Raw genomic sequence first — 21,106 nt, 5'->3', positions numbered from 1 at the left:
AATCCGCGGCGAGCCGGAAACAAACATGTCGCCAAGGCAACGGGCTTCCGGTTGACCTGCAGTGGATGTAATTAGACGGAATGCAGCTTGCTCCGCCAAACACGCTCCCCATCTCCGCGTCAGCGCAAGAGACTGGCGTCGTGGATCAACTGGGGACGGACTTTCCCTGGCGTCTCGTGCTGGAAAATACGATCGTCGGCATCAGCTATATGCAGAACCGGCGGTTTCTGTGGGCCAATGCCCGCATGGCTGAGATCTTCGGCTACAACGCCGGTGAGCTGGACGGCGAACCGGTTCGCAAGCTCTATGTCACGCAAGAGGACTATGACGACGTCGGCCGCCTGATGGCGGGCTATTCGCGCGACGGCTTCTACACGCACGAACGCGCGATGGCCTGCAAGAACGGCTCGCTCATCTGGTGTCGCATTTCCGGCCGGCTCCTTCGCCGCAATGACATGGTCGGCCCCTCGGTTTGGGTCGTGCAAGACCTGACAGATAAGAGGAACGCAGAGAACGAGCTGCGGCGCGTCAATCAACAGCTCGAGAACACCATCGAAAAGCGAACATCGAATCTCCGCAGGACCAACGAGGCTCTCAAGGCGGAGATTGAACGGAGAAAAACGTTACAGGCGGCATCCGCGGCCACTGGCGAAAAATTCCGCACCCTCTTTCGCCATTTGCCGTTAGGCGTTCTAGTCGTCGACGCGGAAGGCGCGATCGTGGAAGTGAACCGCACGCTTCAGAGCTATTTTGGAGTCCAATCACGCACCCGGCTCAAAGAACTCATGGACGACAGCTCGAGAGTCGCCTTGCCTGACGGTCAGACCTGCTCGCTGTCCAGCCTCCTACGTGATCACGCGACCGCACGGCTGGCTGTCGAGCGCTTCGAATTCGCCTGGATAAGAGCGCCCGGGCGTCTTCGACACATCGCCGCTATCGGCGCCCCGCTGGTGACCAGCCGCCGCGGCGTCGTGTTTACCTTTGCGGATGTCACCGAGAACCGCCGGCAGCGGGAACGAGAACATGAACAACATGCCGCATTGGCGCATGCATCACGCCTATCTCTGATGGGACAGATGGCCTCGGCCCTCGCGCACGAGCTAGGACAACCGCTCAACGCTTGCCAAAGCTACCTGAGCGGCATTCGACATCGGTTGGGTGCTGAACAACTTGATCTCGGAGAACTCGCACATGTGCTCGAGAAGACGTCAGCCCACCTGGATCAGGCGGCTCAGATTATCCGAAACGTTCGAGGTTTTGTGTCGCGGCACAAGCCGCTGTTCCAGTCCGTGCCTCTCGGTGAACTGATCGATCGAACGCTGCTGCTGCTCCAGCAACCTATCCGCTCTGGCGGCGTTCAAGTCGACGTGATCGTTTCCTCAGCGACCACCAAGGTTCCCAACGCGCGATGCAACGCTATCGAGATTCAACAGGTTTTGACAAATCTGCTGATCAACGCGATCGAGGCCATTCGCGAAGCGGATACACGCGATCCTTGTATCACAGTACGGGTCGGCACCGACTCCCGTCGCATGCTCTACGTTGAAGTCTCCGATAACGGCCCCGGCGTTCCTGAGGATTTGATCCCGCGGCTCTGCGAACCCTATGTCACCACCAAGCCGTCTGGGCTCGGTATGGGTCTGATGATCAGTCGGACTATCGTCGAGTCGCATGGCGGCCACCTGCGCTATCTTCCACAGCGTGGCACAGGCGCTACTTTTCGCTTTACGCTTCCGGCGTGGCATGACCTATGATCCGCCCCAACCCGATCAGCGTGGAGGTTTTTCTCGTCGATGATGAGAAGGACGTAACGGATGCCCTGGCCTGGCTCTTGGACTCGGTGAAGATCCGGTCGCGCGCCTTCGCGTCGGCCTCGGCCTTTCTGGAAGCGCTCGGACAATTCGACGGCGCTGCCTGTGCCGTGGTGGACCTTCGGATGCCGGAGATGAGCGGTCTGGAATTGCAGAACAGGATCGCCGAATCGGGGCACGATCTGCCACTAATCTTTCTGACCGCCCATGGCGACGTCCCCGCGGCCGTCAACGCCATGCAGGCGGGGGCGACCGACTTCATTCAGAAGCCCTTCAATCCCGACAAGTTCTTGGCTTCGGTCCAGCGGGCCATGCGTCTCGCCGGAGAGCGGCACACCCGGCGCCTTGCAGATCTCAAGATCCACGGCTTAATCAAACAGCTATCCGCCCGGGAACACGACGTTCTTCATGGCCTTCTGGATGGCCGGACCAGCAAAGAAATCGCCGTCGCGCTCGACATCAGCCCCAAGACCGTCGACGTCCATCGAGCGAATGTAATGAAGAAGATGGGGGTTGCGAGCAGTGCGGAGTTGATCCGCCTGGTCGGACTGAACGCTGGTCCTGGTTTACGGGGTTCAGCAACCGAGAAATAGTCGCAGTGAAAATCCACAAGGGGTGGAGCTGAAGAGGGAAGCTTGGCAATGGATGCACCGATTCTCCACAGGCATGGTCCCCAGGCGCGTGCAGACTTGCAGCGATTGGACCCGATCCAAGATTGGCGAATTGAGCCATCGAGATCGGCCGGCCAGCCCTTTGACACGCGCCTCCGGCAGTTCGCCGATACGCTGGTCGTCGACGCACGGGTGAGCCGCGGCTGCACCGGAGTTCGAAGAAACGCCGCAACCGGATTCGTTGCCATCATGTTCATCGCTGACGGCCGAGAACGTGGCGCGATCGGCACGCAGCGGCTAGGCTTCGACCGGGGGGATGTTGTTGTCTGGAATAGCCAGCATGCGAATTTGCAGTTCGAGATTACAGAAACGCTCCGGAAAATCATGATTTTCCTCCCCGATAAGCGGGTGCGCAGCTTGTGGCCTGACCTGATTTCGCCCTCCATTCTCCGTTTGCCGCACGGGAGCGCGCTTTCTCCGCTCCTGGCGGGCTATTTCAACGCCTTCGCAAGCCAGCTCGATACGCTCGCCGATCCTCATGCTTCGACTGCAGTGGATGTCGGCGCGGAACTTGTCGCAAGGGCGGCGCGTGCACAAAGCGAGGGCTGCGACATTGATCAACGCCCGGTCACCATTGATTCTGCCATTCGGTATCTCGAAACGAACCTGCGTGACCCGGACCTAAATGCAGATCGCGTGGCCGCTCATTTCGGCGTTTCCACTCGATACCTTCAGATCCTGTTTGCAAGACAGGGCATCACGGTTTCGGAGTGGATCCGGCAGCGGCGGCTAGACGCTTGCCGTTACGCGCTGCAATGTAAGACGCCCCACGAAACCATTACCAAAATTGCCTTCACGTGGGGATTCAATGATTCTTCTCACTTCACTCGGCTATTTCGACAACGTTTCGGAATAGCCCCCAAAGCTTATGCACGTCGGTATACCGCGACCTGAAGGGTGGTGGAGACCCACACTTCTCGCGCGCGTCTGCTTCTCTCTGTTCGCAGCTGTCCTAATCGCGGTTCGCCGCCGTACCAGATGCTCCCCTCGTTGTTGGCGTACGTTCCTTCACGCTTGTGCGTACAGCCCGAAAAAATTTCCGAGGGGAGAGAACGATGATTACCGAGAAACCGCTCGCTGTTGAAGCCGAGAATATCACTTTCAAAGCAGATGACGGAACGGCCCTGCGCGGATGGCATTTCCCCCCGAAAAACACAACTTCGGGAAGCGCGCCGATCATCGTTCTGCATCATGGATTTAGCGGCGTGAAGGAGTTCTATCTCGACAACTACGCCAGCCTGTTCGCGCAAGCCGGTCTTGGCGTCCTGGTTTACGATCCGCGTGGGTTTGGCGACAGCGAGGGTCGCGTTCGGCATGAGATCGATCCTTTTCAGCAGATTGCTGATTTTCGCGATGCAATTACCTTCGCGATGACACTACCGCGCGCGGATTCCAAGCGAATAGGTGCTTGGGGGTCTAGTTACGGCGGCGGTGTTGCCATCCAAGCGACTGCGATTGATCCCCGCATCCAGTGTGTTGTGGCACAAATTCCGTTCCTCAGCGGCGGTGCCTTTTGGAGCCACTTACCGCCTGAGGCACGCGATCAACTGGCAGGTCTGTTTTCTGCCGAGCGTTCCGAGCGGGCGGCAGGCAAACTGCCGATGACGATGCCCGTTGTTTCGCAGGATCCGGCCAAGACGCCTTGCGTTCTTCCCACCAGAGAGGCCTGGGAATGGTGCACCGAGGCCGGCAATCGAGCTCCGAACTGGAGGAATGAAGTGACGGTTCGAAGCTTCGAAATGATTTCGAGCTTCGAGCCGGCTGCCTACGTCGACCGAATCGCGCCCCGTCCGTTCATGATGATCGGTGCAGTGCACGACGACCTGATCCCGATCGGAATCGCTCAGCAGGTGTTTGACCGGGCGCAGGAGCCGAAGGAATTCGTCAAACTGGCGTGCGGGCATTTTGGTGCCTATCAGAACGAGCCTTTTACCCAGTCTGCCACCGCAGCGCGTGACTGGTTCGTCAAACACCTTCGGAACCCCGTTTAGTCGGCGCCCATTTGAGCCGGACCACATTGATCCCCATCGCCTGTCGAGAGTTCGCTCTCGGCACGGCTCGGTTAGCTTAGGCGCCCGACCAACCTCGTCGTCACGTCAAACTGAGAACGGGCCATTGTGGAATTGGTCTCGCGCAAGCTTGCGGAAGGAGCCGGATCGAACCGTCCGCTTTGTGACGGTTCGACAATGGAGAGCCGAGCCCCTCACCTCCGCCGCGATTTGGGTTTGATGGCGAGATAGGAGGCAATGGTCCAATAGTTGCGCCGCGGGCCATATCTCGGCGGATTCGATCGTGGCTGCCGCGCTCGGCAGCCCGATCTTGGCCGCCGGCGTCACTTCCTTGAACTGTGCCCGTACCGTGACCGCTTGGGGGCGGTCTCATCTACGCAACCGCCTTCTCCATCTCTCGCAACCTGAAGCGCTGGATCTTGCCAGTCGCCGTCTTCGGTAATTCCTCGACAAACTGGATGATGCGAGGATATTTGTAAGGGGCGAGATGATCCTTGACGAACGCCTTCAGCTCCGTGTCGGTCGTTGTGGCGCCTGATTTGAGCACCACAAACGCTTTCGTCTTGGTCAATCCCTCCACATCGGGCACACCAATCACCGCCGCTTCCAGAACCGCAGGATGCTGGACCAGCGTGGCCTCGACCTCAAACGGGCTGACATAGATCCCGCTCACCTTGAGCATGTCGTCGCTGCGGCCGGCATAAGTATAGGTGCCGTCCGAATTTCGGACGTACTTGTCGCCGCTCTTTGTCCAGCCGCCCTGGAACGTCTCCCGCGTCTTGGCGCGATTGCCCCAATACATCATCGCAGCGGAAGGACCGCGGATGTAGAGATCGCCTGGCTCGCCGTCGGGCGGCGATTTCCCTTCCTCGTCACGCAGCTCGATGTCATAGCCCGGCACCGGCCAACCGGTCGAGCCGTAGCGAATGTCATCCGGGCGGTTGGAGATGAAGATGTGAAGCATCTCGGTCGACCCGATACCGTCGACGATATCAACCCCAAAATGCACCTTGAAGCGCTTGCCGATCTCCGCCGGCAAGGCCTCGCCGGCTGACGACACCAGTCGGAGGGCGACTTGATCGCGCGTTGGCAAGGCCGGGTGCGCCAGCATTCCGGCAAATCCGGTCGGCGCGCCAAAAAAAACGGTCGGCTTGACGCCACCGACGCCGCCGGTCAGCCGCCTGAACGTCTCCTCGGGAGTCGCCCGGTCGGACATGAGGATCGTGGTCGCGCCCACGGACAGCGGGAAGGTCAGGGCGTTGCCGAGGCCGTAGGCGAAGAACAACTTGGCCGCCGAGAAGCAGACATCGTTCTCGGAGAGACCCAGCGTGGCCTTCCCATAGAGCTCGGCCGTCCAGTAGGGATTGGCGTGCGAGTGCACGGTGCCCTTCGGGCGACCGGTCGAGCCCGACGAGTACAGCCAGAAGGCCGGATCATCGGCGTGGGTGCGCGCCGGCCGCGCCATCGCCGCATGGGCTTCGATGAAGGCATCGAAGGCGACCTCGCCGAAATCCAGCGGTGCGATGGGACGGGACACGACCACCTTGCGGACTTCGTGGTCGGATCTCGTCAACGCCGCCTTCAAGGCCGGGAGCACCTGCCCGCTCACCATCACAGCCTGCGCGCGCGAATGCTCGAGCATGTAGGCGTAGTCATCTGCAGTCAGCAGCGTGTTCACGGCGACCGGGACGATACCCGCATAGATGGCACCAAGGAATGCGACCGGCCAGTCGTTGACGTCCTGCATCAGCAACAGCACGCGCTCCTCGCGCTTGATACCGAGCTCGCGCAATCCCGAAGCCAGGCGACGAACGCGCGCCTCGAGCTCGCCATAGCCGATTGCGCCGGTGTCGTCGATGAAGGCGGTTTTGGCCGCACGGCCTTCATTCAACGACAGCAAATGCGCCGCGAAATTGAAGGCTTCCGGCGGCGACGGCACGTGCGCCGAAGCGAGCTCCGAAATCTGGTCCATCGTATCCTCCCCGCAATTGCAATGATCGTCTCTAACCTTTGAGTGCTGCGACCAGGGTCTTGGAGCCCTGTATCGCGGTACGCCGGTGATAGAAGTTGAGAGCACGCGCTCCACCCAGCTCTTCGCCGCCGCCGGCCCGTCCGGGTCCGCCGTGCAACGACTGCGGCATGACGTTGCCGTGCCCGGTCTGCACATCTGCGGCGTCCGGGCTGACGACGTGGACGCGGCCGTGACTGTCGGAGAGTTCGAGCGCAAGCCCTGACAGCCGTTCCGGGTCGGCGCCGTAGAGAGACGCGACCAGCGACCCCTGTCCTCTGCGAACGAGCTCAAGCGCATGCGCCTCGTCGCGGTAGGGCATCAGCGTCGCGACCGGGCCGAACACCTCAAGGTCGTGAACCAGGCCAGCCCGGTCCGGATCCGGCGAACCAAGCAGAGTGGGACCCACGCAACAGGATATGTCGGGCTCCGCATCGATCAGCGGATGACTCGCGCCGTCGTGCAGGACGTTGGTTAGGTCGCGCAGCCGCGCGAGACCGTCGTGCACGGACTGATATTGCGCGCGGTTGACGAGCGAACCCATGCGAACCGCACTGTTGCGCGGGTTGCCGACGCTCACCTTGCTCAGTCTCATCGAGATCGCGTCGGCAACTTCGTCATAGAGCGCGGCCGGAACAAAGATGCGGCGAATCGCGGTGCATTTCTGGCCGGATTTCTGGGTCATCTCGCGCGCGACCTCCTTGACGAGAAGTTCGAAGGCCGGACCACCGCCCGCCTCCCCCTCAGCCAGGATCGCCGAATTGAGGCTGTCGGCCTCGATATTGACGCGGACCGAACGCTGCGCGACGGCCGGATGTGCACGGACAAGACCGGCGGTTTCCGCCGATCCGGTAAACGAGATTACATCGAACGGTTCGAGATGATCGAGCAGGCCCGCCGAGCTGCCGCAGATGATCGAGATCGTGCCGGGCGGAGCGATGCCGGCATTGACGACGTCCTTGACCATCGCCTGGGCAAGCCATGCCGTCGAGGTCGCCGGCTTCACGACGACGGGCACGCCCGAGAGCAATGCGGGTGCCACCTTCTCCCACATGCCCCAGGCCGGGAAGTTGAAGGCGTTGATCAGAAGGGCGAGCCCCCGGATCGGAACGCACACGTGCTGGCTCTGAAAGGCGGCCTCCTTCGCCAGCGGCGAAGCGTCGCCATCGAACAGGAATGGGCGATCGTCCAGCGTCGTCGCCAGCTTGGCGTATGTCGAGATGGTGTAGATCGCGCCGTCGATATCGACCGCCGAGTCGTTTTTGACGGTCCCGGTGTTGGCCTGCGCGATCTCATAATAGATCTCGCGATTGGCCTGCAATGTCTTGACGATCGCACTCAGCAGCTCGCCCCGTTGGCGATAGGTGAGCGCGCGCAGTCCGGCACCGGCCTCGCGCGCAGAACGATAGGCGAAGTCGATGTCCAGCCCCGTGGTGTCCACGCGTGCAAGCTCGGTGCCGAGCACCGGATCGTATAAGGGGGTGCCTCGGCCGGTGCCCGCGACCCAGCGACCGCCGACATAATTTTGCAGAAGCTCGCTCATTGCCTCTCTCCTCGTAAATTCCTTAGGCAGCAACCTAGTAAGTCTCGACGTGGTAGCGGCCTTCCGCGCGCATCGCGTCCCGCAATTCGTGCCAGTGCACCTCATTGGAGCGGCAGACATCATCCAGCGCCGCATCAACGCCCTGCTCCATTCCCTTCAGGCCGCAGACGTAGATGTGCGTCGCCGACGAGCGAAGCAGCTCCGCAATGGTCGCCTCCTCGCGACGCATCAGGTCCTGCACGTACACCTTCTTCTCGCCGGGCACGCGGGAATAGGCGAAGTGCTTGCGCAACAGGGTCTCGGGCACCTTCTGCAGGGGACCGAAATAGGGCAGATCCTGCGGCCGCCTTGCGCCGAAGAACAGCACCATCCGCCCGGAGGCATTCGGCATCGACCGCCGCCGCCATTCCGTGAAGCCGCGGAATGGCGCCGAGCCCGTACCCGTGCAGATCATGACGACGTTGGCGGCAGGATCGTTCGGCATCAGGAAGGTTGCACCGAACGGCCCAGTGACCTGAACCTTGTCGCCCTTCTTCAGGTTGCAAATGTAGTTCGAGCAGACGCCGTTCGGTTCGCGCTTCACTGTGAGCGCGAGATTGTTGGTGTTTGGCTTCTCCCCATGGCGGGGACTCGCAATCGAATAGAGCCGCACGCCGTGTGGCTGGCCATCCGCGGTGGTGCCCGGAGGCACGATGCCAATCGATTGCCCCTCCAGCACGGGAAACACGGTCTCACCGAAGTCCAGAATGATGTGATGGACGTCGACGTCGGATTCCTCGTGGGTGAGGCGATAATTGCCGGTGACCGTCGCGACCGCTGCCTTGTCGCGGTTGTACAGATTGACTGCCGGCTTCGAAGCCGAGGCAGGTGCCACCGACTTACCCCCGGTTCCCGTATGCGCCTGTTCGATCAGCGACAGCACGTCGGCGTCGATGGCCTCGCCATCCACCCCGGCAGCAAGATCTTCCTGTTTCGGAAGCTCGCCCCAGGTAAATTGCTCTTCGAGAGAATAGGCGGAGGCGACAATGCGCCAGTTGTCGATGGAGCCGGTCGGGCACGGCTGGATGCAATCCATGCAGAAATTGCATTTGGTCGCATCGACCACGTAGTTGTTGCTGTCGTGCGTGATCGCATCGACCGGACAAGTCTCTTCGCAGGTGTTGCAGCGAATGCAGATTTCCGGATCGATCAGATGCTGTTTCAGCGGCGCGTTCATCGGTGCCAGCCCAAAGAGAGAGCCGCCCCGCCACCGGTGGGACGGCTAGGTTGCCTCAACTCAAGCGGCGATCTGGACGTACTCGAAGTCGCCGGGCTTGTTGTCGATGCCCATCTTCGGTGGCGCGATCCAGCTTGCATACTTCCCGGCCTCGAAGGTCGGCGTCATCAGGGAGTTGATGAAGTCGCCATCGGACAGCGACGGCAGATAGCCGTCGCGGACCTTTGCCCAGTCGGCATCCGACAGGATCACGCCCTTCGGCGAAACGTGAACGTCGCGGAATTCACCGATCTTGCGATGGAAGGCGACGTGCGGCAGCTCGAGGCGGAACCTGACGCCCTCCTTCTCGATGATCTTGTTCCAGCGCTCGACGCCGCCAGCGCAATCCTTGCTGTAGTCGTCGCGAAGCCGCATGTTCAGCGCAGTCAACGCCGGCTCGTCGACGCTGGTGATCTGGCCGTTCACGAGCTTGAGCACCGGATAGACCGCGTTGGTGAGCACGTGATCGTCCTCGATCTTGGTCTCCTGGAAGCGGCCCTTCAGCCCGGCATTGTAGAAGTTCGCCGAGTTGGTCGAGATCTCGGCCCCGAATAGATCCAGCGTCAGTGAATAGTGGAGGTTGAGCTTCTTCTGGATCGTCGGCAGATCGATGACGCCGAGCGCGCGGATCCTTGCGATGTCATTGGGATCCTCGATGCCGGCGGCCTTCATTGCCTCGCAGGTGCGCTGGATGGTGCGGCCGACTCCGGTCTCGCCGACGAACATGTGGTGGGCCTCTTCCGTCAACATGAAGCGGCAGGTGCGCGACAGCGGATCGAAGCCCGATTGCGCAAGGCTCTCGAGCTGCATCTTGCCATCACGGTCGGTGAAGAAGGTAAACATGAAGAATGACAGCCAGTCGGGCGTCTTCTCGTTGAAGGCGCCGAGCATACGCGGGCTGTCCTGGTCGCCGGAACGGCGACGCAACAGCTCGTCCGCCTCCTCCCGACCGTCACGACCGAAATATTTGTGCAGGAGATACACCATCGCCCAGAGATGGCGTCCCTCCTCGACGTTCACCTGGAACAGGTTTCGCATGTCGTAGAGCGAGGGCGCTGTGGCGCCGAGATGACGCTGCTGCTCGACGGATGCTGGTTCAGTGTCGCCCTGGATGACAATCAGGCGGCGCAGCATCGCCCGATATTCGCCGGGCACTTCCTGCCAAGCCAGCTCGCCCTTGTGCTTGCCGAAATTGACCTTGCGCCCCTCCTCCTGCGGCGCGAGCAGCACGCCCCAGCGATATTCCGGCATCTTGACGTACCCAAACTTCGCCCAGCCCTTGGGATCGACCGAGACGGCGGTGCGCAGATAGACCAAGGCTTCTTGGAAGCCGGTCGGGCCCATGTCCTTCCACCAATCGATATAGCCGGGATGCCAGCCCTCGAGCGCGCGTAGAACCGTGCGGTCCTCGGACAAGCCGACATTGTTTGGGATGCGGGTGGAATAATCGACGTTGATAAGATCCAGCACGTGCGTCTCCTCTTGGCTTGTTGCAGTCTCTGTTGCGGAAGGCTCGGCGCGTCAGACGCGCCGCATGTCGTAAGCGGGGCGTAGTCCGGTTCCGTAGCGCGCGAGCGCCCCGTCATCGCCGACGGCGTTGGGCCGCTGGAAGATCCAGTTCTGCCAGGCGGTCAGCCGCGCGAAGATCTTGGATTCCATCGTCTCGGGACCTGCGAAGCGCAGGTTGGCTTCCATGCCGGTGAGAGCGTCCGGCGAGAAGCTGGTGCGCTCCTCCACGAAGACGCGCAGCTCGTTAGCCCAGTCGATATCATCGAGGGCAAACGTGACGAGCCCGAGTTCCTCCGCTTCCTCTGCATCGAGCGCGCGACCAATCTCTCTTTTCAGGGCACCAGTTTTTTCTGGGTCGGCGAGGAAGCGCGACTGCAGCCGCGAAAGGCCATGCGACATTGGATAGGCGCCGAAATTCCCAGCCGTCAGCACGAGCCTCGGAGCGGGGCGGTTGTCGCCCTGCATCTGGCCGAGCAGCATGTAGGAGCGGTCGGCTGCGAAGACGAGCTCGGCGAGCGTGCCGACGAAACAGGAGCCGGGCTCGACCACTGCTACGAGGGTTCGTGACGTAACGTCGACGCGCTTCAGCACGCGCTTCCAGTAGTGAAGGATCTCGTGGGCCAGCCAGTGCTCGCGCTGCGCCTCCAGGAACTCGTCATAACCGCGGACGATTGCGGGATCGCCTTCCGTCTTGAAGATGATCGTCCCAACCTCGAAGGCGTTGTTGCGCAGGTGCAAGATTGCATCATCCAATTCGCGCGCGCTTTGCAGTGGCCAGAACCGATCCCCCTGCCCCACCATGTGCTCTGCGGTCGCGGGAGCGCCGGCCTCCGGCGCGCGGATCGTGATGGTCGCAATCCGCTGCGCGCCATCGATGTCCAGGCGGACATGGCCATAGTCGGCGCCATCGGAGCGGAACTTGCGATCCAGCGCGGTCAGCGTCACGCCTTTGGCCGCCGCGCGGCGCGGCGACTTCGCGGCGGTCTCGGCCGCGACCGCCTTCACACGATCCTCGAGCTTCGTGGGCGAAACGAGCTCGTCGATCAGCCTCCACTGAACGGCGCGCTTGCCTTTGATTCCCTCCTCGATGGTGCAGAAGAAATCCGCATGATCACGACGCACCATCCGCTTGTCGACGACCCGCGTGAGACCGCCGGTGCCGGGCAGCACCGCGAGCAACGGCACTTCCGGCAGCGACACGGCGGTCGAGCCATCATCGATCATGATGATGCGGTCGGTCGCAAGCGCGAGCTCGTAGCCGCCGCCGGCGGCCGTGCCGTTGACGACAGTGATGAAGCGCTGGCCTGAATGCTCGCTTGCATCCTCCATCGCGTTGCGCGTTTCGTTGGTGAACTTGCAGAAGTTGACCTTGTGCGCGTGCTCTGAGCCGGCGAGCATGCGAATGTTCGCGCCCGCGCAGAACACGCGGTCCTTGGCCGAACGCAGCAGCACGACTTTGACGTTGGGATGCTCGAAACGCAGGCGCATCAGGGCGTCCGCAAGCTCGATGTCGACCCCGAGATCGTAGGAGTTCAGCTTGAGCTGATAGCCTTCGAAGAGACCGGCATTCTCGTCGACGTCCATCGCGAGGGTAGCCACCTCGCCCGCGACCGACAGCCTCCAATGGCGATAGCGGGATGGGTCGGTTTGAAAGTCGATGAAGTCCTTCCCGTTCGCGAGCTTTCGCTTTGCGGCCGCCATGTTCGCTCCCTGCACAATGTTACATGCCTGCACTCTTTATAGTGCAGTATTATGCACTGTCCAGAAGAAAATCGTTACAAATTGCATAATAATACTTAGACAGCTTGCGCAAACAGGCAATTTAGATGTATTATTATGCACATACAGGGCAAATTCGATGGCTGAACTGATTTCCCGGTCAAACCGGCAGATTCATTCGACGGAGGGCAGCGCAGCGCTGCCAAACGACGATCGCGCGCTCGATGGCTACCTGGCCGCACTGGGTAGGCGGGTGCGGTCCGTACGCGCGATTCGCGGGATGTCGCGCAAGGTCCTGGCGCGCGAAGCCGGCGTGTCAGAGCGCTACGTGGCGCAGCTCGAGGCGGGGCTCGGCAACATCTCGATCATGCTGCTGCGGCGCATCGCGGATGCCGCAGGCCTGCCGGTCGAAGACCTCGTTGCGGATCCGGACCACCAGCCCAAGGATTGGATCTTGCTGCGGGAGCTGATCCGAAAAGCCGAGCCGAGAGTGATCGATGGCATCAAGGCCCTGCTGTCCGGCGAACAGGACGCAACCGCTGCACTCCAGGCGGTTCACGTTGACAGGGTCGCGCTCATTGGGCTGCGCGGCGCAGGCAAGTCGACCCTGGGACGGATGGTCGCCGAGCAGCTCGGCTGGCGATTCGTCGAACTCAATCGCGAGATCGAGGCCGAGGCCGGCTTCTCCGTTGCCGAGGTGTTTTCGCTCTACGGCCAGGACGCCTACCGTCGCTATGAGCAGGCCGCGCTGGAACGAGTCATGGCTGAACCAGGTCCTGTGATCCTGGCTGCCGGCGGCGGCATCGTGGCCGATCCCGTCACCTTCGAGCGCCTGCTTGCGGGCTTCTTCACGGTGTGGGTCAAGGCGACTCCGGCCGAACATATGGGCCGGGTGCGCGCACAGGGCGACTTTCGCCCCATGGCCGCAGACAAGGCCGCGATGGACGAACTGATCACAATCCTGCAGAGCCGGGAAGAGTTTTACGCACGCGCGCGCGTGACGCTCGATACATCGGACGCAACGGTGACGGACTGCGCGACACGGCTGTTGCGAATCATCCGATGCTACTGCCTCTCGGGTTGTCCCTGGCAGTCGCGAAATCGGGCCTTGAACTCGACCTGACCAGCGGTCCGACTGCCCGACCTTTGGCGGGGAAAAGGTTGCGGCGCGCTGCTTGAAAAGCGATCTTTGCTGTATGTTGGAGGTTTCCTCCAAGGCTCCTCCTCCGCCCGCGCGCATGAAAACGGCACAAAAGTCCCGAACCAACAAGAGTGTCAGCGAGAGAAAGGCTCGGCTGGAAACCAACGCGAAAGCGTTCGTCGCCCTGGTTGGGGAGCGCGTGCGCGAGGCGCGTGAGCGGCGAGGCATCTCGCGTCGTGCGTTGTCGGAGCTATCCCAGGTCTCATTAAGACACCTCGCGCATCTCGAGGGCGGAACTGGAAACATCTCGATTGCGCTGTTGTGGCGCGTGTCCGAAGCTCTCGATCATCGAATCGAGTGGCTGGTTGGAGCCGAAGACCCTTGGAAATCGGAAACCGTCCGGTCCGCGGAGCTTTTCCGGAGGGCCACGCAAGAGCAGCGCCGCCGGGTGATGAAGATCTTGGATCCCGGCGATCCGGCCCGATTGCGCGAGAAGCGGATCTGCCTCATTGGGCTACGCGGCGCCGGAAAATCAACCCTCGGTAGGATGCTGAGCAACGAGCTCTCGCTTCCCTTCCTCGAGCTCGACCAGGAGATCGAGGAAATCAGCGGGATGCCTGTCGCGGAAGTCATGGCTTTGTATGGTCAGGAGGGCTACCGACGGCTGGAGCGCGACGCGCTCGAGCGCATCGTCGCGACGTCCAATCAAACGGTGCTTGCGGTCGCTGGGGGAATTGTCGCCGAGCCCGAGACGTTCAGCTATCTATTGCGTTACTTCCACACAATCTGGATCAAGGCGCGGCCAGAAGATCACATGGAACGGGTGCGTAACCAGGGTGATCTTCGTCCCATGAGCGGGAATCCCAAAGCGATGGAAGAGCTCAACTCCATTCTGACCAGCAGAGCGGAGCTCTACTCGAAAGCAGAAGCCGCCGTGGACACAACTGGCCGCTCTCCCGATCAAAGCAAGTGGGATCTGCTTACGGCCGTCCGGAAACTGGAGATCCTTTGATCTCAGTCTTTTCGGCGCGCTCTCTAGACTGGGATCTGCTGTTATCCAACCGCTCACGGAAAGCCCGCTGTAGAGTGCGTGGCGTGGTCGGATAGGAAGGGTTCGGGCCTGGAAAGAGGCACAACTGGCGGACGCGTGCGACGCCAGTTAGGGACGGCGACGAGTTGGGCGAGAGTGTGCGACTGCTGATCTCCGCCGCGATCGTGCACGCGCCGCCCAACAGCGAAAAGCTCGAGGTGGAGATCAGAGACCGACTTGAGGAACTACTCGCGGCGCCCACGTTCATGCGTCATTCATCCCGCGTGCTGGATAGGCAGCCAGCGCTTGCAGCGTGACCTCGACCGGCGTGTGCATCGCGGCGCCGCAAAATACGTCGGCGGCCAGCCCATCAGCCGGCGTGACACGGCGCGCATCGGTTGACTCGCCGTCAATCTAAATGGTTACGTCATGCCGTCACAGTTCAATGGCTGAGTCGAACCGGTGGTCACTGCACGAAAGAAAAACGCGCCGAGACTCCGGCTCGCGACCGAATCCTTGAAGTTGCAACCAGGTTGTTTACCCTACGCCCGTTCGACGAGATCTCAGCGGAAGATATTGCCCGCGAAGCGGGGGTGGCGCACGGACTCACGTTCCACTACTTCGGCTCGAAGGCCAAACTCTACGAGGAAATTTCACAAGCTGCCGCCGACCGCCTGGATCGGATTCATCTACAGGCGACACTCGCGGGGTCGGCTCCCGAAAAGCTCCGCAGCTTCTTGGTCGCGCATATGGAGGAGGTCTATCGACGCCGCGTCGATTACGTCTTCCATTCGCGCGGTGGTGGGACTGCGGCAATCCAAGACATTTGGGAACGTTCGCGCAGCCACGGAATTCGGTTGGTCCTGAGCTTTTATGGCGTGACTGCGCCCTCGCTTGAACTTGCTGTCGCGACGCGAGCCTGGCTTGGTTATTTCGATGAACTTGTTCTGGCCTGGGTTCAGGGGCAAATAAAGAACAAGGCGGCCATCGTCGAGATGGCGTTTCGGCTTTTCCCGCTTGCGGTCGCCAACGCCGAGCTTCTTGGAGAAAAGAATATTCCATCGGTTTGATAGAGGGTTGGTCGGACGTCTCGCGCCGCATCATTGACTGTCAGTCAAAATTTTATTGACTGACAGTCAAAGTTACGCTTGGTTCTCGGTCGCGAAAAATAATTCACGGGCGATCGGGAGGAGGTCTCATGGAGACCGAAGTGGCAATTGTCGGTGGCGGACCGGTGGGTCTGACGGCTGCCGCCTTGCTGGGTTCGTTGGGCGTGAACACGATTCTCGTCGAGCGGAATGCGTCGACATCGGTTCATCCGCGTGGGCATGTGGTCAACGCGCGTACGATGGAAATCTTCCGATCGATTGGTTGCGAAGAGCCAGTAGCAAAAGCCGGATTGCCTCCGGAGCGCAATGCGGGAGTCTCCTTCCTGTCCCGGCTGACAGGGCCGGATATCGCGGTATTGGCGACACGGGGCATTCCCGACCGCGACCGGGCACATCAAGCCGCCAGTCCAAGCCGCAAGACCTCATGCCCTCAGGACGTGCTTGAGCCGATCTTGACTGATGTTGCGCGAAGCTTCGCGCCCGTCAAAGTGCTGTTCTCCACCGAGCTCGAAGAACTCGCGTCCCGGCCTGATGGTGTGCGGCTCGAATGTCGCCAGGGGGCCGGCGACCTCTTGATCGACGCACGCTACGTGATTGCCGCGGACGGCGCGCGCAGCTTTGTGAGAGAGCGCCTCGGCGTCGAGATGACGGGACGAGGACGAATCGGCCGACAGATCGGCATCTACTTCGAGGCCGACCTATGGGAGTTCGTCGAAAAGCGGCCTTATTTACTGTGGTGGATCTACAACGCCGCGACATGCGGAGTGCTCATTGCCCTCGATGGCCGGCGACGTTGGACGTACAATTTCGCCTTCGATCCGGACCAGGAAAGCGTCGAGTCGTTCACGACCGAGCGCTGCGAAGCGATCGTGCGCGCAGCCATCGGCTCGGACGACGTCCCGCTCGAGATTCATAGCATCCTGCCGTGGAGGATGCAGGCTCGTCTTGCGGACCAGTTCAGCCAAGGTCGCGTGTTCATCGCGGGGGACGCCGCCCATCCGCTGCCGCCGACGGGCGGGCAAGGAATGAACACCGGCATTGGTGACGTGCACAATTTGGCGTGGAAATTGGCCTACGTGTTGCGCGGCAACGCTCCGGCCTCGCTTCTCGAAAGCTATAACGAGGAGCGCCGTCCTGTCGCTCAGACCAATATCGAGCAGAGCGTTCACAACGCAATGAAGATGGCGGAGAGTGGTCTTTCCGGGATGGCAACGCACGACAGCCCGATCGCCAAGATGCTCGAGGGCCCGGATTCGGCGGCAGCAGAGCGTCATATCCGGGAAGTGATCCCGAGCCTTCGCGAGCACTTTGACTACATAGGCCAGACATTCGGTCACGCCTATTCGTCCCGATGGATATCGCCTGACGGGACGTCGGCCCCACCCTTCCGCATCGAACATTACGAACCGGTTGCCCGTCCCGGCCACCGCGCACCCCATCTCTGGCTGCAAGGGCCAAATGGCAAATTGTCGACGATCGATCTTACCGGTGCCGGCTCCTTTCTGTTGCTGACGACCCCCGACGGGGGCGATTGGCAGCGCGCCTTTGCCGAGGTTTCCGCGGAGCTTCGTGTTCCAGGGCGCTGCTGCAGCATCGGCACGGGCGGCGACTGCATCGCTCAAGACAGCTCCTTTGTTCAATCCTACGGCATCGGTCCGCGCGGGATGGTCCTGATCAGACCCGACGGCTACGTCGCCGCGCGCAGCTCTCACGCAGTGCCCGATCCAGCGAAATTCATCGATCGGGCTCTTAGGACGGCCTTGGCCGGGCCGGACGTCAGAAGCGACGAGGAGCCATCCGCCGCTTGAGAACAATGCAGACCTATCAAACAAAACAAAAATGCCAGGGAGGGACTCAATGAACACAGGAATGTTTTGCGCAGGACGAGCATTCAGTCTTGCGATGATCGCTGTGAGCGCCCTGCACGGATCTTCGCAGGCGGTCGCACAATCGCTGGTCCCGACGACAATTGCCTTGCCGGCTCAGTCCCTCCTATTCGCGCCGCTCTACATCGCGCAGGAGCGCGGCTTCTTTCGCCAGCATGGCATCGAGCCCAAGGTCATCTATGTCGCCGGACCCGGCGTGATCAACGCGATGCTCGGCAAGAGCGCAGACTTCTCGTTGATCTCGGGAGGTATCCAAATTGCGGCCGCGGTCCGCAATCAGAAGTTAGTGGCGATAGCCAATACGCAAGATCGCTTCACGACGGATATCGTTATCCGCGACACCGTAGCCAAAAAGCTGGAAATGGCCCCCAACGCCGACGCAATGGCGAAAATCCGTGCGTTGAAGGGACTCACCATCGGGGTCGATGCCATCAACGGTCTGCCTCACAGTTTCCTGCGGTTTGTCGCGATCAAGGCGGGAATGAACCCGGAGACCGATTTCACGATCACCGCGCTACAGCCCCCCGCGATGGTCGCAGCGCTCAAGGCAGGCACGATCGATGCTATGGTGTTCTCGCCTCCGTTCTCTCTTCTGGCCGTCAAAGAAGGCGGTGTTCGATGGCTGTCGGGGCCCGAGGTATCTCTCCCCGAGTTGAAGCCCTTTCCATATAACGTCGTTCTGGTTCGGCCGGGCTACTGCGATGCCGAAACGGTGCGCTGTCAGGGGTTCGTGGCGGCTCTGAAGGACGCAATCGCGTTGATGAAAACGGACCGATCCGCGAGCCTGGAGGCGCTCGGCAAATCGTTCGACAAGATGGAGCCCGATATCCTGAAGGCATCCTACGAAGTGTTTGCCCCGTTCGCTCAGCCGGACATGCAGCTGACGAGCGCGATGCTGGACAACGTCATCGCCTTCGATCGGATCAGCGGAATCATTCCTCCGGACGCCAAACTGCCCCCCGAGGCAGAACTTTATCTAACAGCGTTCACCCCGTAGAGGGCGGCGGAATAGAACCCATGAATAGAGCAACCTTCGACAGAATCGCATTCGGAGCCATGCTGCTGCTTGCTTGGCAAGCAGCAAGCGTCTGGACCAGGCCAGAGGCGATAAGTTCGCCGCTTCTCGTTGCGCAGCAGCTGTATCGCTGGTCGCTCAACGGCGTCCTGGGTGCGAATGCCGCCTATACGCTGCTGGCTGCCGTCCTGGGGTTTGTCATCGGCGGATTGCCAGGGTTGGCACTTCCGTTCGTGCTGCGGAAGCAGCCATTCGCGACGGCGGTGCTCGATCCATTCATCTTGATCGGATACGGGTTGCCGAAGGTCGCATTCATTCCCCTCTTCATCATATGGTTTGGAATCGGCATCTGGAGCAAGGTCGCCCTCGTCGCGAGCGTGAGCTTCTTCCTCGTGTTCTTCAGCACCATGGAGGGCGTTCGGGGGGTCGATCCTCGCCTGCTCCGAATGGCAAAGGTTGCGGGCGCGAGTGAAGCGCAGTTGTTGCGCACCATCGTCTGGCCTTCTGCCTTGCCGTTCATTTTTCAGGCGGTGCAGGTGACGTTGCCTCTTTCAATTGGCGGAGCGGCGATTGCCGAACTGATCTCCTCGAACCGAGGCTTGGGTTATCTGGTGCAGTTTTCCGCGGGAAATTTCGAGGTGACGGGTGCGCTCGCCGCGGTAACAGCCCTCGCGCTAGTCGTGGCCGTCACCAACGTCGGCATCGATCGGTTGCACGACCGCCTGCTGGCCTGGAAGCGTCCTCATTCCAAAGGCATTAGTTCGGGAAGCCTCACATGAGACTGAACGGTAGTAAGCCGCTCCTGGATGTTTGCAATCTCGGCAAACGCTTCCGAGAACAGAGCAAAGACGGCAATCGCTGGGTCGTCGAGGGCATGTCGTTTGCGCTCTACGAAGGTGAGTTTGTCACGCTGATCGGACCATCAGGCTCCGGCAAATCGACATTGCTCAACATGATCGCCCAGATCGATATTCCTTCGAAAGGAGAGATCAGGTTTCGCGGCGAAGTCATCAATGACTCGAGCCGCATCAAGCCGTCTCCGGGATGCGGCGGTCGCATCGGATATGTGATGCAGGACGATAATCTTTTGCCCTGGCGGACTCTGCGGGAGAATGTCGAGTATCCCCTCATGGTCCAGGGTCGGCTCAACAGAGAGACCAGGGCGCGCGTCGACGAATTGATCGCGACAGTGGGGCTCGGTGGCTTCGAAGGATACTACCCTCACCAACTTTCCGGTGGCATGCGCAAGCGTGCGTCCATCATCAGAACGCTGGCCTACGATCCGCCGGTCATCCTGATGGACGAGCCATTCGGGGCGCTCGACGCCGAATCTCGGCTCCATATTCAGTCGGATCTGGTCAAGTTGTGGCAACGAGGAGAGAAAACGATCCTGTTCGTCACCCACGACATCAATGAGGCGATCGCCCTTGGAGACCGGACGATAACGTTGACGAAGTCGCCCGCCTGCGTCCGAGGCGAACACGTCATCGATATCCCGCGGCCCAGAGCCCTCGATAGCATCGTGACGGCCCCGCAGTTCCCGGGCCTGTTTAGCCGGATCAGGGCGCAAGTTTGATGCCGAATTCGTCAATCATCTCGGCAGGAAAGCCACAGCCGGCGATCGTTCCGTCGCCGCTATTCATTGTGCGAACAGCGGTCGCCGTCGTGCTAGTCGGGGTGTGGCTGGCGGCCGCGCGGGCATATCCGACGCTTGTCGCGACGCCGCAAGCCACGCTCCAGAGAGTCATGGAGCTAATATCGAACCGGGATCTCTTCCCGATGATGGCGACAACTGCAGGAGAGGCTGGCATAGGGCTCCTATTGGGTGCGGGTCTCGGTGTTTTGCTGCCGTTTCTCGTCCAACTGTCGGCGCGGCTTCAGGCGGTCATCGAGCCGTTCGCCCGAGCAGCCGTCGGAATTCCTAAGCTGGCGCTGAGTCCCATTCTAATACTCTGGTTCGGTATCGGCCTTGGATCGAAGATTGTGCTCGTTGCTTTGATGACCTTCTTCCTGGTCTTCGTCGCGACATCAGCCGGAATACGATCCATCGGCCCGAACCTCGTCCAGACAGTATCGATCTTCGGTGCAAGCAAGCTCGAAGTGGCGCGCGAGGTGATCTGGAATAGCGTCCAGCCGTTCGTGTGGACGGCGCTGCGGGCCGCGCTTCCATGGGCCATCAATGCCGCGCTTGTTGGCGAGTTTCTCGCGGCTGAAAACGGCGTAGGTCATTACATCGAGCAATCCTACAACTCCGTGGACATTGCGGGCGTCTATGCCGGCATAACCTTGATCGTACTCATCGTCTTCGCGTCCGACGCAGTGCTCATGGCTTTGCAGCGGCGTTGTCTTGCGTGGCGTCCGGTCGATCGGGATGTCGTTTTGCATTAATCGGGAGACGAA

Annotated in this window: 17 protein-coding genes; 12 read left to right on the top strand and 5 right to left on the bottom strand. The window is 60.9% G+C overall.

Annotation, left to right across the window (positions count from 1 at the left end; all coding sequences use genetic code 11):
* The first annotated feature begins 140 nt into the window (after window positions 1-140).
* From N2604_RS21340 to N2604_RS21325, 4 genes are all read left to right on the top strand, one after another.
* Complete coding sequence (locus tag N2604_RS21340) at window positions 141-1,754, top strand: PAS domain S-box protein (protein ID WP_260370200.1); 1,614 nt, start codon at window positions 141-143, stop codon at window positions 1,752-1,754.
* Window positions 1,751-2,404, top strand: a complete 654-nt coding sequence (locus N2604_RS21335; protein WP_260370199.1) for a response regulator transcription factor — start codon at window positions 1,751-1,753, stop codon at window positions 2,402-2,404. The genes N2604_RS21340 and N2604_RS21335 overlap by 4 nt, the downstream gene beginning before the upstream one ends.
* A 48-nt stretch (window positions 2,405-2,452) precedes the next feature.
* Window positions 2,453-3,376: a helix-turn-helix transcriptional regulator gene (locus tag N2604_RS21330; protein ID WP_260370198.1), complete on the top strand. Its 924-nt coding sequence runs from the start codon at window positions 2,453-2,455 to the stop codon at window positions 3,374-3,376.
* Window positions 3,377-3,537: 161 nt separating this feature from the next.
* Window positions 3,538-4,473 carry an alpha/beta hydrolase gene (locus tag N2604_RS21325; RefSeq protein WP_260370197.1) on the top strand — a complete coding sequence of 312 codons (936 nt, stop codon included), beginning with the start codon at window positions 3,538-3,540 and terminating at the stop codon, window positions 4,471-4,473.
* Window positions 4,474-4,864: 391 nt separating this feature from the next.
* Here N2604_RS21325 and N2604_RS21320 read toward each other — a convergent pair whose 3' ends face one another.
* From N2604_RS21320 to boxC, 5 genes are read right to left on the bottom strand one after another with little or no spacing between them, the layout of a single operon-like run.
* The gene (locus N2604_RS21320; protein ID WP_260370196.1) at window positions 4,865-6,463 is read right to left on the bottom strand and encodes a benzoate-CoA ligase family protein; all 1,599 of its coding nucleotides are present in this window, start codon (window positions 6,461-6,463) and stop codon (window positions 4,865-4,867) included.
* Between the two features lie 31 nt (window positions 6,464-6,494).
* The gene (locus N2604_RS21315) at window positions 6,495-8,042 is read right to left on the bottom strand and encodes a 3,4-dehydroadipyl-CoA semialdehyde dehydrogenase (RefSeq protein ID WP_260370195.1); all 1,548 of its coding nucleotides are present in this window, start codon (window positions 8,040-8,042) and stop codon (window positions 6,495-6,497) included.
* Between the two features lie 34 nt (window positions 8,043-8,076).
* On the bottom strand, window positions 8,077-9,258 hold the full coding sequence (gene boxA / locus N2604_RS21310) for a benzoyl-CoA 2,3-epoxidase subunit BoxA (RefSeq protein WP_260370194.1): 1,182 nt from the start codon (window positions 9,256-9,258) through the stop codon (window positions 8,077-8,079).
* 60 nt (window positions 9,259-9,318) lie between these two features.
* Window positions 9,319-10,764 (bottom strand): benzoyl-CoA 2,3-epoxidase subunit BoxB, encoded by a 1,446-nt coding sequence (boxB, locus tag N2604_RS21305; protein ID WP_260376279.1) that lies wholly within the window; start codon window positions 10,762-10,764, stop codon window positions 9,319-9,321.
* Between the two features lie 54 nt (window positions 10,765-10,818).
* Complete coding sequence (gene boxC, locus N2604_RS21300; RefSeq protein ID WP_260370193.1) at window positions 10,819-12,507, bottom strand: 2,3-epoxybenzoyl-CoA dihydrolase; 1,689 nt, start codon at window positions 12,505-12,507, stop codon at window positions 10,819-10,821.
* A gap of 157 nt (window positions 12,508-12,664) precedes the next feature.
* Here boxC and N2604_RS21295 point away from each other — a divergent pair, with 157 nt between their 5' ends.
* From N2604_RS21295 to N2604_RS21260, 8 genes are all read left to right on the top strand, one after another.
* The gene (locus tag N2604_RS21295; RefSeq protein WP_260370192.1) at window positions 12,665-13,648 is read left to right on the top strand and encodes a helix-turn-helix transcriptional regulator; all 984 of its coding nucleotides are present in this window, start codon (window positions 12,665-12,667) and stop codon (window positions 13,646-13,648) included.
* Between the two features lie 73 nt (window positions 13,649-13,721).
* Window positions 13,722-14,678 carry a helix-turn-helix transcriptional regulator gene (locus N2604_RS21290; protein WP_260370191.1) on the top strand — a complete coding sequence of 319 codons (957 nt, stop codon included), beginning with the start codon at window positions 13,722-13,724 and terminating at the stop codon, window positions 14,676-14,678.
* A gap of 416 nt (window positions 14,679-15,094) precedes the next feature.
* A complete protein-coding gene (locus tag N2604_RS21285; protein WP_260370190.1) occupies window positions 15,095-15,766 on the top strand; it encodes a TetR/AcrR family transcriptional regulator in 672 nt (223 codons plus the stop codon).
* A gap of 128 nt (window positions 15,767-15,894) precedes the next feature.
* Window positions 15,895-17,613: an FAD-dependent monooxygenase gene (locus N2604_RS21280; RefSeq protein ID WP_260370189.1), complete on the top strand. Its 1,719-nt coding sequence runs from the start codon at window positions 15,895-15,897 to the stop codon at window positions 17,611-17,613.
* 49 nt (window positions 17,614-17,662) lie between these two features.
* Complete coding sequence (locus N2604_RS21275; RefSeq protein WP_260370188.1) at window positions 17,663-18,688, top strand: ABC transporter substrate-binding protein; 1,026 nt, start codon at window positions 17,663-17,665, stop codon at window positions 18,686-18,688.
* A gap of 20 nt (window positions 18,689-18,708) precedes the next feature.
* A complete protein-coding gene (locus N2604_RS21270) occupies window positions 18,709-19,485 on the top strand; it encodes an ABC transporter permease (protein WP_260370187.1) in 777 nt (258 codons plus the stop codon).
* A complete protein-coding gene (locus N2604_RS21265; protein ID WP_260370186.1) occupies window positions 19,482-20,282 on the top strand; it encodes an ABC transporter ATP-binding protein in 801 nt (266 codons plus the stop codon). Before N2604_RS21270 ends, N2604_RS21265 begins: the two co-directional genes overlap by 4 nt.
* Complete coding sequence (locus tag N2604_RS21260; protein ID WP_260370185.1) at window positions 20,282-21,094, top strand: ABC transporter permease; 813 nt, start codon at window positions 20,282-20,284, stop codon at window positions 21,092-21,094. The genes N2604_RS21265 and N2604_RS21260 overlap by 1 nt, the downstream gene beginning before the upstream one ends.
* The last annotated feature ends 12 nt before the right edge of the window (window positions 21,095-21,106 follow it).

Origin of the sequence: Bradyrhizobium sp. CB1015, assembly GCF_025200925.1 — a bacterium.
Classification (GTDB): domain Bacteria; phylum Pseudomonadota; class Alphaproteobacteria; order Rhizobiales; family Xanthobacteraceae; genus Bradyrhizobium.
The sequence above is the reverse complement of the archived record's forward strand: the minus strand, read 5'-3'. Positions and strand labels throughout refer to the sequence as shown.

Excerpts from the sequence above, each read along its gene's own strand:
- N2604_RS21335 (WP_260370199.1), top strand. The coding sequence starts at position 1,751 with ATGATCCGCCCCAACCCGATCAGCGTGGAGGTTTTTCTCGTCGATGAT.
- N2604_RS21330 (WP_260370198.1), top strand. The coding sequence starts at position 2,453 with ATGGATGCACCGATTCTCCACAGGCATGGTCCCCAGGCGCGTGCAGAC.
- N2604_RS21325 (WP_260370197.1), top strand. The coding sequence starts at position 3,538 with ATGATTACCGAGAAACCGCTCGCTGTTGAAGCCGAGAATATCACTTTC.
- N2604_RS21320 (WP_260370196.1), bottom strand. The coding sequence starts at position 6,463 with ATGGACCAGATTTCGGAGCTCGCTTCGGCGCACGTGCCGTCGCCGCCG.
- N2604_RS21315 (WP_260370195.1), bottom strand. The coding sequence starts at position 8,042 with ATGAGCGAGCTTCTGCAAAATTATGTCGGCGGTCGCTGGGTCGCGGGC.
- boxA (WP_260370194.1), bottom strand. The coding sequence starts at position 9,258 with ATGAACGCGCCGCTGAAACAGCATCTGATCGATCCGGAAATCTGCATT.
- boxC (WP_260370193.1), bottom strand. The coding sequence starts at position 12,507 with ATGGCGGCCGCAAAGCGAAAGCTCGCGAACGGGAAGGACTTCATCGAC.
- N2604_RS21295 (WP_260370192.1), top strand. The coding sequence starts at position 12,665 with ATGGCTGAACTGATTTCCCGGTCAAACCGGCAGATTCATTCGACGGAG.
- N2604_RS21290 (WP_260370191.1), top strand. The coding sequence starts at position 13,722 with ATGTTGGAGGTTTCCTCCAAGGCTCCTCCTCCGCCCGCGCGCATGAAA.
- N2604_RS21280 (WP_260370189.1), top strand. The coding sequence starts at position 15,895 with ATGGAGACCGAAGTGGCAATTGTCGGTGGCGGACCGGTGGGTCTGACG.
- N2604_RS21275 (WP_260370188.1), top strand. The coding sequence starts at position 17,663 with ATGAACACAGGAATGTTTTGCGCAGGACGAGCATTCAGTCTTGCGATG.
- N2604_RS21270 (WP_260370187.1), top strand. The coding sequence starts at position 18,709 with ATGAATAGAGCAACCTTCGACAGAATCGCATTCGGAGCCATGCTGCTG.
- N2604_RS21265 (WP_260370186.1), top strand. The coding sequence starts at position 19,482 with ATGAGACTGAACGGTAGTAAGCCGCTCCTGGATGTTTGCAATCTCGGC.
- N2604_RS21260 (WP_260370185.1), top strand. The coding sequence starts at position 20,282 with ATGCCGAATTCGTCAATCATCTCGGCAGGAAAGCCACAGCCGGCGATC.